We start from the raw sequence: 14,273 nt of genomic DNA, 5'->3' as shown, positions 1-14,273 counted from the left end.
ATAATACGAATAAGGTTGCAATAAATTAAAAAATTGCTACATTTGTGCACTGAAACAAGGAAAGGTGTCAGAGTGGTCGAATGAGCAGTCCTGGAAAGACTGTATACGGGATGACTGTATCGAGGGTTCGAATCCCTCCCTTTCCGCCAAATGATACAAATGCCACGAATAATCGCTATTCGTGGCATTTTTGTTTTTACTACTATAAAATTCGCTCTGGAAGCGGTTTTAACCCACAAGGTTCGAATCTCTTCCTCTCTGCAAAAAGCGATATTTTATACAAAATATCGCTTTTTTTATTTTAAGTCGATAAGGATAAAAACATAAAATGCCCGTAAATACAGTATTTGCAGGGCATTTTTTTATTTCTATATCTCAAAAAATGCAGAAATACTCAAAAATAAAAAGCGTAAATCGTGGCAGTCCCCAAATTCAAATAAAACTGCCACGATTAGGTTGATACAACATTGTTTATCAACTAGTTAATTAGATTTACATCTTGTCTTGAAGAAGCCTCAGTCCGAACTTTGTATAACCATTTAAAATTTTTAGTATGTTAGAAAAAAGCTTTGGATTGCTGTTCTTCTTAAAGAAAACTGACAGCAGTGATGGATTAAAACGAAAATTGTATGGTAGAATTACTGTAAACGGTATTTCGAAGGAATTTTCAACAAAAAGGACCTGGTTTAAGGATAGGTGGGATCAGGGAGCAAATAGAGCGTCTGGAAATAAAGAAGATGCCAAGGCACTCAATCTATTTATTGATGCCCTGGTTGTAAAAGTATACGCTGTAAAAAAAGAACTAATAGCGTCTGGGGAGGATGTTACTACTGAAAATATATTTCAGGAATTGTTTGGCTCAACAAACGACCGTAAAATGGTCTTGGAAGTTTTTCTCGAATATAACCAGAAAATGAGTCTACTTGAAGACAAGGATTATGCTGAAGGAACGATTAAGAGATATGAAACCGCATTAAGCCATACCAAGGAGTTTATAAATTGGAAATATAAAAAAGACGACCTGGAATTAAGAAAGTTGGATTATGATTTTGTAAAAGATTTTGATTTTTGGCTCAAAACTCACCGAGACTGCAACCAGAATACTACTTCAAAATATATTGCCAATTTTAAAACTGTAGTCCTTCATTGTGTAAAACTTGGATGGTTAAAGAAAGATCCATTTTATGGTTTTAAGTTAAAACATAAAGAAGTTGAAAAAGAGTTTTTGTCACCTAGCGAATTAGAAAGATTATTAAACCAAAAATTTGAGACAGATAGACTAGGATTAGTTAGAGATATATTTGCCTTTTCGTGTTTTACCGGTATGGCTTATATTGATGTTTACAGATTAAGGAAAGACCAGATTTATATAGGTGTGGATAAGCTAAAATGGATTTCATACAAGAGAAAGAAAACAGATAGTTTAGCAAGAGTTCCGATCTTACCTCCAGCTATGACATTATTGAATAAATATAAGAATTCAACAATTTCAGAGGTTAATCCGAAAGTTTTTCCTTGTATTTCAAATCAAAAAATGAACGCCTATCTTAAAGAGATCGCAGACATCTGCAGAATCAATAAGGAATTAACTTTTCATATGGCCCGCCATACTTTTGCAACTACTGTCACTCTTACAAATGGAATTCCTTTGGAAACTGTTTCGCGTATGCTAGGACACAAATCTATAAAGCAAACACAGCATTATGCAAAAATTGTAGATACCAAGATCAGTAATGATATGCATATCCTAAAAAAGAAATACTCAAAAACTGGATCGCCCCAATTAGTGTCAAATATTTAAAGTTTTCCTACATGTATACAGCCCAGTTTTTGCTGGGCTGTATATAAATGTAGCAATAAAAATTAATTGAAAAATGAATAATGATCCTAAAATATTTGTTATGGGTGATCTTCATGGAGCCTACAAGGCCCTTATTGAATGTCTTAAAAGAGCCCATTTCGATTATGAAAACGACACTCTTATTCAATTGGGTGATGTCGTTGACGGAAACCCGCAAGTTTATGAATGTGTTGAGGAACTGATGAAAATTAAAAATCTCATAGCTATTAAGGGAAATCATGATGCCTGGTTCCAGAAATTTTTAGAAAATGATTTCCATCCACAATTATGGAATTATGGAGGCATTGCGACGCTAGAATCTTATTTAAACCATTGCCAACCTCTTGGTAAAATTATTAAAACAGCCAAGGGTATAAAACCTCTTTGAATGCAACTGATATTCCAGAAAGTCATAAGGCCTTTTTTAAAAATCAATTATTGTATTATATCGATGAACAAAATAGATGTTTTGTCCATGCCGGTTTTGAACGAACCTTGCCATTTTTTAGTCAGGAGGATGAGAGTTACTATTTTAATCGAACTTTATGGATAGAGGCTTTAGAATTTAAAAAGATAATTTCAAGCATTCAGCTCTAACTAATTTTAGTGCGATTTATATTGGACATTCAGCAACAACTTCTTGGGGCAGTACTTTACCAATGTCCGCGTTTGAAATAAAAAACATAGACACAGGTGCTGGGCTAAATGGAAGGTTAACAATTTTCAATGTTGAAACAACCCAATTTTTCCAATCAGACTACGTTTAAAAGGGAGTCGCTAAAACTCCCTTTTCCTTCATTTACATCAATAAAATTTCCATTATTTTTTCCAATTCAGAACTCCATCCAATGGGTGATTTTGATTGTAACTAGGAATAATTCGACCTTCATTAAGTAAGGATTTCTCTAATATTTCAGTTATTTGTTGAATATATTCATTTAAACTATTAGTACCCCTAATGATGTGCCCAACTTGTAGATAATCAGGCAAAGCACTATCAGAAATATCTTTGAGTGTCAATACTGATAATTTTAAATTATTGCTTTTAGAGTTTAAATCCTCTTGATCCAAAATGGAAGCATGCCCATAACCCACCTCAAAAGGTACCCATTGAGATTTATAGGTTTTCTCTGAAATTACAACCATCATATGCGTACTTTTTTTTATTCCATTTTTAATACATTCAGTGATTTTTAATGGATCACCTGCTTGAGATGCATATTGTAAATTTCTGTCATCTTCGTCTAAATAATAATCAATTTCAGCTTCTTTAAAATATTCAGCAATTATTCTACAAGCTGCTTTATCTTCCCTTTTATGACTAAGAAATACACAGGGTCTCCCCGAAATCTCTTTATTTACAAAAGCGTCAAATACATAACTTAAATTGTCACCGGCATCAGCTCTATTATATCCTTTTGTTCCCATTGTTACGTTCTTTTTTGGGCTAACCACATGGTATGTTCTCTTGACATTGCATTTTCTGAATCCAATACAAATTTTGAAAATTCGTCATCAGTTGTTATAAACTTTGCTTGGTTCTTAATCAAGTTTAATTCAGAAACGGCAGTATTATATGCCTCTTTATTCTCCTGATATCTTTTCAATTGAAGCCAACTAAAAAAACTTGCCGAAAGCGTAGTAAAAATGCCAACGAAATTTAAAGATGAACTTGGGTAAAAAATTAAAAAGACAATTGAAACTATAGCCAAAAATTGCATTACAATGACAGCCCAAAACCAGCCTTCATACTTTTGTTTATTAGTGTCTGCCTTATTGCTATACCAATCGATTTGGTTATCTATTCTATTTCTCAGATAAAACTCCATTCTTTTTAAAATATCCAAGCTTCTAACCTCTGACATCTTTTGGGTAATAACTTCTCTTCTCAAGTCCGCAGCTTTTAAATTAGCATGTATATCTTTAAATTCATTTTGAATTTCATTTAATCGTTGAGTAAATCTTTGTTCTACGATATTATCGGTTAAACTACCTTCAAAATATTCAGATTTGGTCATAAACCTCCAAGCTAAGGTTTTCGATGATTCTGCTAATGCACGTCCTCTATACCAAATATCCTCATATTTTTTTGTTTTGATTATCAACGACAGGACAAAGGCTCCCATTAATATTAGCCCAGAAATTATATATACAATTCTTTTGGATTCCTCAGTATTGTAATTATAAATTGCAATTGCGGCACTTATTGACATTAATATTAGGTTCCATCTTACATAACGAACATAATATTTCTGAGCAGATTTTGAGGCATTATCTCCAGCTAAAAAGTAATTAGGAAAATCAGTATCTTTTATCATGGTCTTACTTTGGTAAAATTAGAAATTGGATGACTTCTTTTATTAAAAGCGTGATCGATGTAAACTTCAGGATTGAGACAAAAATCATCCCACTTTACAAGTACACAATACCTATCTTCTTCACTCCAGGCGCATTTATCATTTGGAATATAATAATTATAAGAGAATTCTGAAATTACTGTATTATCATCCACTTTTACAATTTGGTGCAATCCTCCGCAGGTTGAGCAGGAATTACTTCCTAAATAAATCTTATCAGTCATTGTAGGTAGAACAATTCCAAGGATTCCATTTTTGGTATTTCCTACTCCATTATATAATGAAGCCTGTAATTCTCGTTTCAAAAAGTTTTGATTTTCAAATGGATGGTTCTCACTAGACCTTTCTCCAATTAAAAAAATTGTAACTGTGGAATCAGAAAGGTAATCTTCTCTAATACGCCTCATAATATAATCCTCATCATCAGAATTAATTGGTTCATGCAAGGAATGATCGATCATGTCAATATCTAAATTGTCGTGAATATGCTTTTTAAAATGCATGTCTTCCGTCTTAAATGAAATAAAACATCTATGGCCCATAATTATTTATTTAGCATGTGTTCTAATAGCTTCTACAATACTCTCTGTATTCCATTTCACGTCTACAATTGATCTTGAATATACTTCCTTTGAAATATTAAGTTGTCCTCGTGGAATTACCCCAATGATTGGAATACCCAGGCTTCTTGCAGTTTCTAATTCCCACGGCATCCAATCACTGTGTGATGCATAAATACCTGCCATTGCAAGTACAACATCAGAAGAGGCAATTTTTGCCCTTAACCTTGCTTTTATATATACTGCATTTGTAGAATTTATTGGAACATCTTTGGATGCTTCAGTAAATTCTACATTAAAATATCCCCTTGCATTTAATAATTTTCTTAATGCCTCTAAGTCATCGTGATATGCCCACGAATGGCTGATAAAAATTTTGTAATCTTTTGCCATGCTATTTATTTAAGTTTATAATTATATTTTTTGTTTCCTCGTAACTACTGATTTCCCAATCCAAGGGTGAACAACTATAAAATAGTTTCTCGTATTCATTATGTTCAGCTTCATTATTTAACGCTAGATGACAATTTGAAAGAGTTGCATTAATCCATTTAAGATCACTTCTTATCAAAAAATCGCCGTCTAATTTTAAATCACTTATAATTTCAATAATCCGCTGTCGGGTCTTTTTTGCTGCAATTCTATTAAATACTTTTTCATCAGGATCACTACTTGAGATTCCTTTAAGTTCTAAACAAAGCGCATAATTTTCACCAGTATAATAATCAGCATTTATCTCGAATCCCTTTCGATAGTAACTTATTGCTCTTTCTAAATAAGCAAATTCACTCCTATCTAATAGCCAAAGCCTTTTGTAAATTGCACCAGCAATACCTAATGTTTCTGGATCGTTTGTAGTTCTTCCTTCGGGATCTAATCGGTTGATTATTGCCAGGGCATCGTTTAAAGCTACCTTCTCAGTTGGACTTTTACTTTTATAGGTACATAATGCCATTTGTTGAAGGAAATATGAATCATTTTCAATTCTCTCACTTGCCTTTTTCCATAAGTCTTTAGCTTTCAAAAAATTATTATTTGCCATTTCCGCTTTTGCCTGTTCTGCTAAAGCAAAAATTATTTTTTCCTTCTCTGCCAACTCCTTAATTAGCTGATTATATTCCTCTTCTGGTAAAACATAGGGTTTAACAGACTGTATATGTTGGAAAAGAGGACTATCAACTTCTTTTGATTTTTCAACTCTTAAAATTAAATTAGTTAAATCTTCCTGACATCTTGCAGCTTCTGTTGCGGAAATATCCTCTCCCATATGGGCATATGTAAAAGTTTTATTATGGTTTATATCAAAAGGAATATTTCCATCCTTTTCTTTCATAACAATAGTAGAAAAAGGCTTTGCTGCATGACGAATTCCTAACTCATATATGGCATTAGGATTAAATGTTGTGATATCTGCAATCACCAAATCCGAGTAAATTAATAACCCATACATACTCCGATCAATCAGTCCTGACTCCTGCACTTCATCACCTCTCACACACTCATAACCCGCATTAATTACCGCTGGCTTAATAATATTATGGTAAGTTTTATCTAAATCAAAGGTCTTTCCTAAAGTAGGGTCAGTTTTTTTTCCATACCCCATTATCACAAAACAAATTTTTTTCATATAGCTAATTATGGTTAAAAGTTACATATCAAAAAGTTAACCATAATATAACAACTGCCATTATGTCACCAGGTTGGGAAAGTTTTTAAAGTCTATAACAACTTTTGTAGCTCCGCATTAACAATTTCCCTTACCTCATCCCTAATAGCCTGGTAGTTTCTTTGAACAATTACAGGATCTATTTTACGTATTATGGGAATTGGTAAATAAGCGTCCGTTTCAGCCTTAATTGCTTCATGGTCATTTTGAATGGAACAATGAAAGGACTTTAGTTCTATCCTTTCTTCTGGGTTATCGGCTACTGTTCCTACAAATTCACCACTACTTAAAGCAGAGATACGAGATGCAGGAACTGCGGCTTCCAGCTGCTTACTTTTACTTATAGATGTATCGTTCCTGTTGATCGAAAGGCTTTGCCTATCCTGCATAATCCGACCAATACGATCAGATAATAGCTTGGCGGTATCCCCTGTAACTTGACCGGAAATGATGTTTCCAACAATACCCATAATAACATCTGCTTGCTCCTTTCCATAATCTTTCCTTAGCTGGGTAATATCCTGAATTGCCAGGAATGTGGCAACTTTGTTACTCCGGGCTGTCGCAATAAGGCTATCAATATCACTAAGATAAATTGTGGGGAACTCATCAAATAATAGACTCGATTTCAGTTTATCCTTTTGGTTTACGATCTTAATCAGCCTATTTACATACAGCGAAAGCACAGCACCATAGGTCTTAATTTTTTGAGGATTATTACCCATACAAACCACTTTTGGTGCTCCTGGATCATTAATATTTAGCGTAAAATCATTACCGGAAAGCACATAATATAATTGTGGTGAAGATAGCCTTGCTAAAGCAATTTTTGCGGATGCGATCTGCCCTTCTAATTGTTCCATTGCACCATTTTTATAAGCCGTTTGAAATGGGTTAATCAAAATCTGAATCTCTGGTTGGGTGGCTAAAAGAGGAAATAATTCTTCATATTCAACCTGCATTAACTCCAATACATGAGGTAAAGTACAATACGCCCCATCCTGATATTTACGCATAAACCATATCAGTGCAGTTAAAAAATTAATTGGTGACTCGATAAAAAAATCGCCCTGTTTACTGATCCACGACTTGTTTAATCCAAGCAAAATAGTCCGTGCGGACTCTGCAGCATCGGTGATATCAACAATACCCATCGGGTCTAAGGGATTACATCGATGCGATCTTGACAAGTCATCAAAATTGATAAAGTAGCATTCACTTTTACCCGGATATTTATCCTTGTTCTTTAACCAGGTATTGTATGCAATGACTGAAAGGTCTGGCATTTTAAAGTCATAAACAAACATGGTGAACCCCTTTTTAATATGCTGTGTGATGACATGGCGCATAAAGAAATAACTCTTTCCTGCTCCCGGTGTACCCAGGTTTAGTACTCCACGATAGGGATTGATGATATTGATATAAGAGTTCCTCACCTTCCCTTTCAACTTATATTTTGCAGGAAGATTAATAGAATGTTCGTTTTGTATTAGCCGCTCTTCCTGGGGAAAGGTCTCATTAGTTTCATTAAATATATCATCAGCCAGGGCGTCCATTATTATCCTTGAAGCATAGGTACCCCCAGTGATAAACAGCATCACTCCTATTGTTGTTACTCCGATATACAAAATGGAAGCTAAATTATCTGGACAAGGGATCAGAAACAAAACGTACCCAATAAAATATGTAATTAAACCAGGCATTAGGTATTTTAAAGAGGTCTTTAAAGTGATGTTTTCACTTTTTTTACCTTTAACGCCAATCAATGAAAGGCCTAAAAATGTAAGTGCAATTAGCTTTGATTTATGAAAGGAAGTAAATAAACCGACCTTATAAATATTGATCAAAACTTTATCAACAAATGACCAGCTCAGCCCAATATCCTTAAACCAACCATATAAGTAATAATAAAAGTGAAGGACCAAAATAAAGATGGCAATCCACCTGGTCATGTCCATTATCTTCCTCAATCCTTGTTCGTTCTCTCCTGTAGACATAAAAATTACATTTAAAGTGTTCTATTTTTTTCTCTTTTTCTTCTTCTTTTTCCATTCATATGGAACATTTGTAGCAGCATATTCATATTGCATCATTAATGCTAAAGCTGACTTTTCATGTAGTCTTTCGTAAACTACAATGCAATTATTCTCATTGCTTAATTCTTTTGGATATCCTTTTCCTAATGCAATATTCTTTTCAAATCCAGTTTCAGGATTAACGATCTTTGCCAGGTGAATACGCTCCAATATGGCCTTCGCACTATACTCCTTTCCCAGCGCGCTCCCGTTGAATACGGCCTTTGATTTCAGGTCAATATATGTTAGTCCAAAGATAATCCCATCCCCATTTACCCGGGGAACTAACCTGATATCCTGACTTTTTAAACGGTCCTGAAACTCCTTAAAGCTGGCGCATTTTTTGAATTTCAGGGTAATATCAATCTTGTTTTTTAGGGAATCTTTGAACTTTGAACGGCCAACATCATTCGCTAAAAACCGCCTCTCAAGGTTTGGCAAAGTAGGCTTTTCAGTAAATAAGCTAGCCTTTATCGGAACGCCTATACACTGTCCCTCATGATCTAGTACCCTATACACTAAGCCTTTATTTTGTTCTATTCTTGATCCGTTATTTCCTTGTTCTGCCCTGACATTATATAGTCCAAGCACAGCATTTAATTCAGCCAAAGAACAATATTTATAGACAGGAATTACAGCATTAAGCACCTTTGAAATGGCTTGCTTGGTTGCCACTTTTCCATATATTACCTTGGTCGCATCAAGAGGATTAATAGTTGATATTTTAGTTTTCTGCTGTTCAGCTTTAATTAATCCATATCTATTTTCCAGCTCTTTGCGCACAGGTTCAGACTTAAGTTTGCCAATTTGATGCAATGAAATACGGGACTTATCCAGGCCGATATTAGTGGTAACAATATGGCAATGTGGATGGCCACTATCAAAGTGGCGATATAAAAGATAAGGTTGATTCCCGAAACCAATTCCCTCCATATAATCCCTGGCAATTAGTTCCATTTGTTCATTGGATAGTTGTTCGTCTGGGGAAAAGTTAAGGGAGATATGCACAGAATTCACTTTAACATCAGGCCTAAGCGCTACCTGCCGTTCTAATAATAAGACAGCTTTATCCTTATGGGTATCCACATGAACCAACATATTTTCTGCGGCCAACAGGCAGGCATCCCCCTCCCTAACCTTATTTTCATTATAGTGGAAAGGCTTACGAATGTTTGTGCTACATTTTATTCTTGCAACCATTTTTGAGCAGTTTTATCCAGGTATTCTTTTAAAGTTATGGTCGCATCAATTATATGCTGCCGCTCATCTAAATAGTGCTGCATCCAGACCTTTATTTCAGGAATTTTATCTGTGGTATGCAGCCTTTTTACCATCTGATTGTAGTTGTTTCCAATTCCATTCAGGTCTTTTTGAAGCAGAGAAAGCGTAACAATTACTTCATGCAAGGATTCATTTTGTACAGATTTAATCATCGGTTTGCCCGCTAAAATCTTTCTTATATAAGCACTAAGGTTACGTTCGGTGGTCTTTTTTTGGCGATTGATCAAAGTGTCATACTCGGCTTCTTCAAGCCTTACAAAGATCATTTTGGTCTTATTATTCTTATTTTCTTTCATCACTATATCCGTTTCACAATTTCATTAAACTATGCCCCACGACTTCGGAGTTAAGGGGCAAATTTATCCGTTGTCTGACAACGGTACATCTTGCCGGTTCCGGGATAAAACAGGGAACCCCGATAAATACATTAGTACCATATAAAATTGCGAATTGGTGTTAAGGAGGAGTCCAGGCCATAATTCCCTGAGCGCATAGATATTCATTCAGATCACTATAACCAGCAAATAGGATTCGATTATCTTTCGCTTTGGGTAGTTCCAATTTTATTAAACAGGTTGCCTTATCTCCTGCCGGATCATTATCCAAATAGAGGTTCACAGAATGATAGGTATGTAAAAGTGGAATAGCCTGGGCCACCATTGTGGTGCTGTTTAAAATAAGGAAGTCGGAGGATCTGGATTTTCCAGCAGCTGCATCAAGCTGGAGAAAAGAAAGGAAGTTCATAAATCCTTCAAACACCTGGATGGCATCTGAGCCATAACATAGGTGCGTTAAAAATTTTGGAGCAGCGCTACCTTTAAAGTGTTTTGATCTGATCTCCCAGCCCCCATTATTATTTTGAAATCCGAGACCATAGAATTGCCTACCTGAATTAGTATAGCTAACTTCCTTTAAATAAATACTAGCAAGTTCAAAGGAGATCATTCGTGAAGCAAGATACTTTATCAGAGAAATAGTGCTTAGGTTTCGTACACTATTGACCAATAAAACAGGCTCTTTAGGAAAGGGCTGAATAACATTGTCCGAATTTTGTAAAGGAACCGGCCTTCCACCCAAATATGAATTTAAAAACTCCGAGATACTGCAATGATAATACCGTATTCCAAAATCAATTATTGATCCACCTATTCCCTCTCCAAAGTCATACCATCTGTTCATTAATCGGTTGACTTTAAAAGAAGGTGTTTTTTCATTTCTAAATGGAGACAAATACCAAAATTGATTTGCCTTAATCTTTGTAGGTTCAAAGCCCAAAGTAGAGAGGTATGACACCACATCTATTGCTTTGGCCTGGCTGCAGGTTAAATTCACATTACTTTTCATATCCGTCAAAATCAGCGTTCACAAAATGTATTACAAAATTACAGCGGCATTACTTGTTTTAGATCGCTTGATTAAATTCTAATGAACCGGCCAGCGGTTATATTTAAGAACTTTGCATAAATCTTAAATTAAAATCAGATGGAAGCAAAAGAAACGAAGTGGCTCTATGAGACGATTCTCTCCGGGCCGGGTATGGATGAGCAGGTGAAGTTTTCCTTTACTGCCAGTAGAAAGGTTATATTACTATTGGCTGAAGCGATCGAAAATGGCCTTAAAATGGAGGGTAGTGGTTTGAAAGATAGTATTGGTACAACAGGTATCACTGAACTTGAACAGCTAAAGGAATTGGTTCTGGAAAGGTCTAATCTTTCACTCCTTGCAAATCAACTAACCAAAATTAAGTAACGGAGGAGGCAAATGCCTCCTTTCTTTTATAATTCCAGTACCTAATCAAAAGGTAATGGCCTGCAATGTCTCGTTTTAAGGTTTAATAATATCCCTCTTTCCATAAGGCATCCTTCAAATAATAAGGTCGTCAGCATGTCACATCCCAGATTGGCCAATGTTGAGTTAATAAATAAACTCTGCTTTTTTAAAGAATCCACCAGGGAGCAGCTGGGGGTATTATCATCCTTTTCTCCGCTACGCAAGAGTGATTCAAATTCTTCGGTAATAAAGGGTAGTTGGCCTACTGGTATAAACTTTCGGGAGTCAGGTTGCGCAATGTGACCTATAGTCGAACAAATTATCTGTCCTGTATCTTTACTATTCCCCAGGTCAATCCAATACCTTGGTCTGTTGACCTGATTATTGAATTGTTTTGTATTGTTCAAAATTGTAGAGAGATCGAATCTTGTCTGTATATTATCTACGCAACTGATATAAATGGAAGCTAAAAGCTCACTGTTCTGGATTCCATTGGGCATATTAGAAAAGTACCTTGCTTCAGCGGACCAGGAGGTGCCGAAAAAACGATTAATCCTGTTAATTAGTGTGACAGATTTATATAAACCTATCTCTGAAGTAGCAAATAGTTGCCTTCCGATATTGTTTGTACTTACGCGGTCGCCATCCCAAAGTCTTACATCCAGCCCAGCATGGCCATGAGCTGTCAGTGCTTCATTCAAACGCGCAAGTCCGGATAAAAAAAAGGAGCCGGTTCCCCCTGCTCCTATTAAATTGATCTTAATTGGATTTGTTGGCTGCTGCAGTTCATTTGCAAGAAAGTGCACTTTTGGAAGTTTGTTCATAGCTATCTGTTTATAAATTCATGAAGAGATAATTGTGTTGGCTCCAGCACCTTTTTGGGAAAAGGTTTACCCGTTCCCACAAGACTCTTCCATAACTGGACACAATTACCCTTTACAGAAGAGCATAGAAGATGGCTAAACCGGCTGTTAAAGAAAAAGTCCTGCCAGCACGCGATATATTCCTCCAGTGTTTTCGTGTGTTTTGTACCAGTATTTACCGTTCCCAGACAAACAGTGCCATCATCTGAAACATTAAAGAACGGAGCTTTGAATAATTTAGAATGAACATTTGGCCTTTTATCTGCCGACAGGGCGAATAAACTTAACTTCTTTCCTCTTACTTTCCAGAGCAAAGCTGGGACACTACTGATTCCACTTTGGATTGAAAGGCTATCCGTAAAGAATAATGGAATGGCCATTTTTCGGGTATACCAGATAATAGAATCCTGTTGACCATTGTCCATATATAAAAGGTTCTCCGGAATAATCGTATTGGAAAGAAATCCTTTTTTGCCATCAGAATCAGCAATATGAAGTGCTTTTATGAGTTGACTGGATTCATGAACAGTCAACGGATGTGCATTTATCGGATGGCCATTAAGATCAATATCATAATGCTCAACAAAGCAATTGGATTTGCCCTGATTATTATGCTGGCGGTAAATAAGCAATGCTGAAATGGGCATAAATGGCTTACCCAATTGTTCTACAAGTTTTTCAACCATAACTTTAGTTTTTAATAATTATTTAAAATGACACATACATCTTCCAGTAGTTTAAATACAGCATTTTCAAATGTAAAATCATGATTAGTTAAAGGCCTGCCATCAAAAATTTGTACAATTTCTGGCTGCTGTATGCCGCGATTTTCTCCGAATTCGGTATTGACCATATCAAAAAGCATATCATAAATACCACCATCAGCAGTACCAATAAAAGATATATATTGGCCCATTAAGGTTAAATCATCCCCGTCATAGGGATTATGAGGAATGTCTTGTGCAAACCTGAAGATGTTCTCTTTTGGATATTGCTCATAAAGCCATAAGGTTTGTTGCCCTACACTTAAACAGTATCGGTCAAATTCATCCACAGGCTTTACTTTCGCAATCCGTTCTTCTAAGAAATCAAGATTCTTCTGGTGATGAAATTTTTGTTGCATCCATTCGCCAATGGACAGTATTATTTTAAGTTCCCGGTGATCGGACTGGCAGGAATCTGGTTCATCACTCTCTTCGCACCAATTGACCAAAATATCATATTCGTAACTCATGTAGCTTCCGTAATCCGTATACATCGGTACGCCTGCGTTACGGTATAAATATGAGCAGGCAGAAAGTAATACCATTACTGCAGGTCTACTGGACAAAAACCTCTTATCCTTTAAAAATCGATATAATGGCACTACAGGAATATAGTAAAGACAAGAACCTGTATTATATTGAACTTTGGATTCAAGTGCAACTATGCCCAGTTCATTTTTTATAATATTCAGTTCGAGTTCATCCGATTGGCCCAATGAGTCTTTTAATTTTTCAAATTCCACAAGCCAGTCAAAGGCAATATTTCCGGTTTTTGAATGCATAAAATGAACATTATAATACTCCATAAAAATGGACAAGGATTTTTTAAACTCCCTGTCCATTTCACTGGTTATTTTGAATTTCCCATTATTCCCCAGGCCATTCAAGCCAATCTTCGGTAGAAAGGTCTGCTTTATAAAATTAAAGGTAGGATTTCCGTCGGTACGGACTGTCTTTGCTGTGCTGCCGCTTCGCGTGCATCTTTTGGCCTTTTGATATCCAGTATAAACTGTCCGATTGACTGATACAGCCGGTTCTGTTTTTCGTTTATGGTTGCCCTTTCCAGGAGAGCTGGTTTCTTGTTCATGTTTCATAAT

General features: G+C 35.7%; 16 protein-coding genes and 1 tRNA gene. 5 read left to right on the top strand and 12 right to left on the bottom strand.

Annotated features, from left to right (window positions below; all coding sequences use genetic code 11):
* The first annotated feature begins 58 nt into the window (after positions 1–58).
* The 4 genes from OK025_RS21580 (at position 59) to OK025_RS21565 (ending at position 2,437) form a co-directional block, all read left to right on the top strand.
* Positions 59–149, top strand: a tRNA-Ser gene (locus tag OK025_RS21580).
* A gap of 404 nt (positions 150–553) precedes the next feature.
* Positions 554–1,801 carry a site-specific integrase gene (locus tag OK025_RS21575; protein ID WP_317666791.1) on the top strand — a complete coding sequence of 416 codons (1,248 nt, stop codon included), beginning with the start codon at positions 554–556 and terminating at the stop codon, positions 1,799–1,801.
* Between the two features lie 73 nt (positions 1,802–1,874).
* Complete coding sequence (locus OK025_RS21570; RefSeq protein ID WP_317666790.1) at positions 1,875–2,228, top strand: metallophosphoesterase; 354 nt, start codon at positions 1,875–1,877, stop codon at positions 2,226–2,228.
* The gene (locus tag OK025_RS21565; RefSeq protein WP_317666789.1) at positions 2,225–2,437 is read left to right on the top strand and encodes a hypothetical protein; all 213 of its coding nucleotides are present in this window, start codon (positions 2,225–2,227) and stop codon (positions 2,435–2,437) included. The genes OK025_RS21570 and OK025_RS21565 overlap by 4 nt, the downstream gene beginning before the upstream one ends.
* A gap of 222 nt (positions 2,438–2,659) precedes the next feature.
* Here OK025_RS21565 and OK025_RS21560 read toward each other — a convergent pair whose 3' ends face one another.
* The 9 genes from OK025_RS21560 to OK025_RS21520 form a co-directional block, all read right to left on the bottom strand.
* The gene (locus OK025_RS21560; protein WP_317666788.1) at positions 2,660–3,268 is read right to left on the bottom strand and encodes a toll/interleukin-1 receptor domain-containing protein; all 609 of its coding nucleotides are present in this window, start codon (positions 3,266–3,268) and stop codon (positions 2,660–2,662) included.
* Positions 3,269–3,270: 2 nt separating this feature from the next.
* Positions 3,271–4,158 (bottom strand): DUF4231 domain-containing protein, encoded by an 888-nt coding sequence (locus OK025_RS21555; protein ID WP_317666787.1) that lies wholly within the window; start codon positions 4,156–4,158, stop codon positions 3,271–3,273.
* Positions 4,155–4,739 (bottom strand): TIR domain-containing protein, encoded by a 585-nt coding sequence (locus tag OK025_RS21550; RefSeq protein WP_317666786.1) that lies wholly within the window; start codon positions 4,737–4,739, stop codon positions 4,155–4,157. Before OK025_RS21550 ends, OK025_RS21555 begins: the two co-directional genes overlap by 4 nt.
* 6 nt (positions 4,740–4,745) lie before the next feature.
* Positions 4,746–5,150, bottom strand: a complete 405-nt coding sequence (locus OK025_RS21545; RefSeq protein ID WP_317666785.1) for a TIR domain-containing protein — start codon at positions 5,148–5,150, stop codon at positions 4,746–4,748.
* A 1-nt stretch (position 5,151) separates the two neighbouring features.
* A complete protein-coding gene (locus tag OK025_RS21540; RefSeq protein ID WP_317666784.1) occupies positions 5,152–6,384 on the bottom strand; it encodes a TRAFs-binding domain-containing protein in 1,233 nt (410 codons plus the stop codon).
* Between the two features lie 92 nt (positions 6,385–6,476).
* On the bottom strand, positions 6,477–8,420 hold the full coding sequence (gene mobC / locus OK025_RS21535; protein WP_317666783.1) for a conjugal transfer protein MobC: 1,944 nt from the start codon (positions 8,418–8,420) through the stop codon (positions 6,477–6,479).
* A gap of 21 nt (positions 8,421–8,441) precedes the next feature.
* Positions 8,442–9,698, bottom strand: coding sequence for a relaxase/mobilization nuclease domain-containing protein (locus OK025_RS21530; RefSeq protein WP_317666782.1), 1,257 nt, complete (start codon positions 9,696–9,698; stop codon positions 8,442–8,444).
* Entirely contained in the window at positions 9,683–10,075 is a 393-nt protein-coding gene (locus tag OK025_RS21525; protein ID WP_317666781.1) for a plasmid mobilization protein, read from the bottom strand. Before OK025_RS21525 ends, OK025_RS21530 begins: the two co-directional genes overlap by 16 nt.
* A gap of 160 nt (positions 10,076–10,235) precedes the next feature.
* The gene (locus tag OK025_RS21520; protein ID WP_317666780.1) at positions 10,236–11,123 is read right to left on the bottom strand and encodes a toprim domain-containing protein; all 888 of its coding nucleotides are present in this window, start codon (positions 11,121–11,123) and stop codon (positions 10,236–10,238) included.
* A 138-nt stretch (positions 11,124–11,261) separates the two neighbouring features.
* Between OK025_RS21520 and OK025_RS21515 the strand changes: the two genes are divergently transcribed.
* Positions 11,262–11,528: a hypothetical protein gene (locus OK025_RS21515; RefSeq protein WP_317666779.1), complete on the top strand. Its 267-nt coding sequence runs from the start codon at positions 11,262–11,264 to the stop codon at positions 11,526–11,528.
* 41 nt (positions 11,529–11,569) lie between these two features.
* Here OK025_RS21515 and OK025_RS21510 read toward each other — a convergent pair whose 3' ends face one another.
* Genes OK025_RS21510 through OK025_RS21500 form a run of 3 tightly spaced genes read right to left on the bottom strand, consistent with a single transcriptional unit; the run spans position 11,570 to position 14,270 of the window.
* Positions 11,570–12,373 carry a PRTRC system ThiF family protein gene (locus OK025_RS21510; protein WP_317666778.1) on the bottom strand — a complete coding sequence of 268 codons (804 nt, stop codon included), beginning with the start codon at positions 12,371–12,373 and terminating at the stop codon, positions 11,570–11,572.
* Positions 12,374–12,375: 2 nt separating this feature from the next.
* Positions 12,376–13,098: a PRTRC system protein B gene (locus OK025_RS21505; protein ID WP_317666777.1), complete on the bottom strand. Its 723-nt coding sequence runs from the start codon at positions 13,096–13,098 to the stop codon at positions 12,376–12,378.
* Between the two features lie 11 nt (positions 13,099–13,109).
* Entirely contained in the window at positions 13,110–14,270 is a 1,161-nt protein-coding gene (locus OK025_RS21500) for a hypothetical protein (protein ID WP_317666776.1), read from the bottom strand.
* Between the last annotated feature and the right edge of the window lie 3 nt (positions 14,271–14,273).

This window comes from Sphingobacterium sp. UGAL515B_05 (genome assembly GCF_033097525.1).
GTDB lineage: Bacteria > Bacteroidota > Bacteroidia > Sphingobacteriales > Sphingobacteriaceae > Sphingobacterium.
The sequence above is the reverse complement of the archived record's forward strand: the minus strand, read 5'-3'. Positions and strand labels throughout refer to the sequence as shown.

Coding starts and splice junctions, on each gene's coding strand:
- OK025_RS21545 (WP_317666785.1), bottom strand. CDS start 5,150: ATGGCAAAAGATTACAAAATTTTTATCAGCCATTCGTGGGCATATCAC.
- OK025_RS21560 (WP_317666788.1), bottom strand. CDS start 3,268: ATGGGAACAAAAGGATATAATAGAGCTGATGCCGGTGACAATTTAAGT.
- OK025_RS21530 (WP_317666782.1), bottom strand. CDS start 9,698: ATGGTTGCAAGAATAAAATGTAGCACAAACATTCGTAAGCCTTTCCAC.
- OK025_RS21505 (WP_317666777.1), bottom strand. CDS start 13,098: ATGGTTGAAAAACTTGTAGAACAATTGGGTAAGCCATTTATGCCCATT.
- OK025_RS21520 (WP_317666780.1), bottom strand. CDS start 11,123: ATGAAAAGTAATGTGAATTTAACCTGCAGCCAGGCCAAAGCAATAGAT.
- mobC (WP_317666783.1), bottom strand. CDS start 8,420: ATGTCTACAGGAGAGAACGAACAAGGATTGAGGAAGATAATGGACATG.
- OK025_RS21540 (WP_317666784.1), bottom strand. CDS start 6,384: ATGAAAAAAATTTGTTTTGTGATAATGGGGTATGGAAAAAAAACTGAC.
- OK025_RS21575 (WP_317666791.1), top strand. CDS start 554: ATGTTAGAAAAAAGCTTTGGATTGCTGTTCTTCTTAAAGAAAACTGAC.
- OK025_RS21515 (WP_317666779.1), top strand. CDS start 11,262: ATGGAAGCAAAAGAAACGAAGTGGCTCTATGAGACGATTCTCTCCGGG.
- OK025_RS21550 (WP_317666786.1), bottom strand. CDS start 4,739: ATGGGCCATAGATGTTTTATTTCATTTAAGACGGAAGACATGCATTTT.
- OK025_RS21510 (WP_317666778.1), bottom strand. CDS start 12,373: ATGAACAAACTTCCAAAAGTGCACTTTCTTGCAAATGAACTGCAGCAG.
- OK025_RS21525 (WP_317666781.1), bottom strand. CDS start 10,075: ATGAAAGAAAATAAGAATAATAAGACCAAAATGATCTTTGTAAGGCTT.
- OK025_RS21555 (WP_317666787.1), bottom strand. CDS start 4,158: ATGATAAAAGATACTGATTTTCCTAATTACTTTTTAGCTGGAGATAAT.
- OK025_RS21500 (WP_317666776.1), bottom strand. CDS start 14,270: ATGAAACATGAACAAGAAACCAGCTCTCCTGGAAAGGGCAACCATAAA.
- OK025_RS21570 (WP_317666790.1), top strand. CDS start 1,875: ATGAATAATGATCCTAAAATATTTGTTATGGGTGATCTTCATGGAGCC.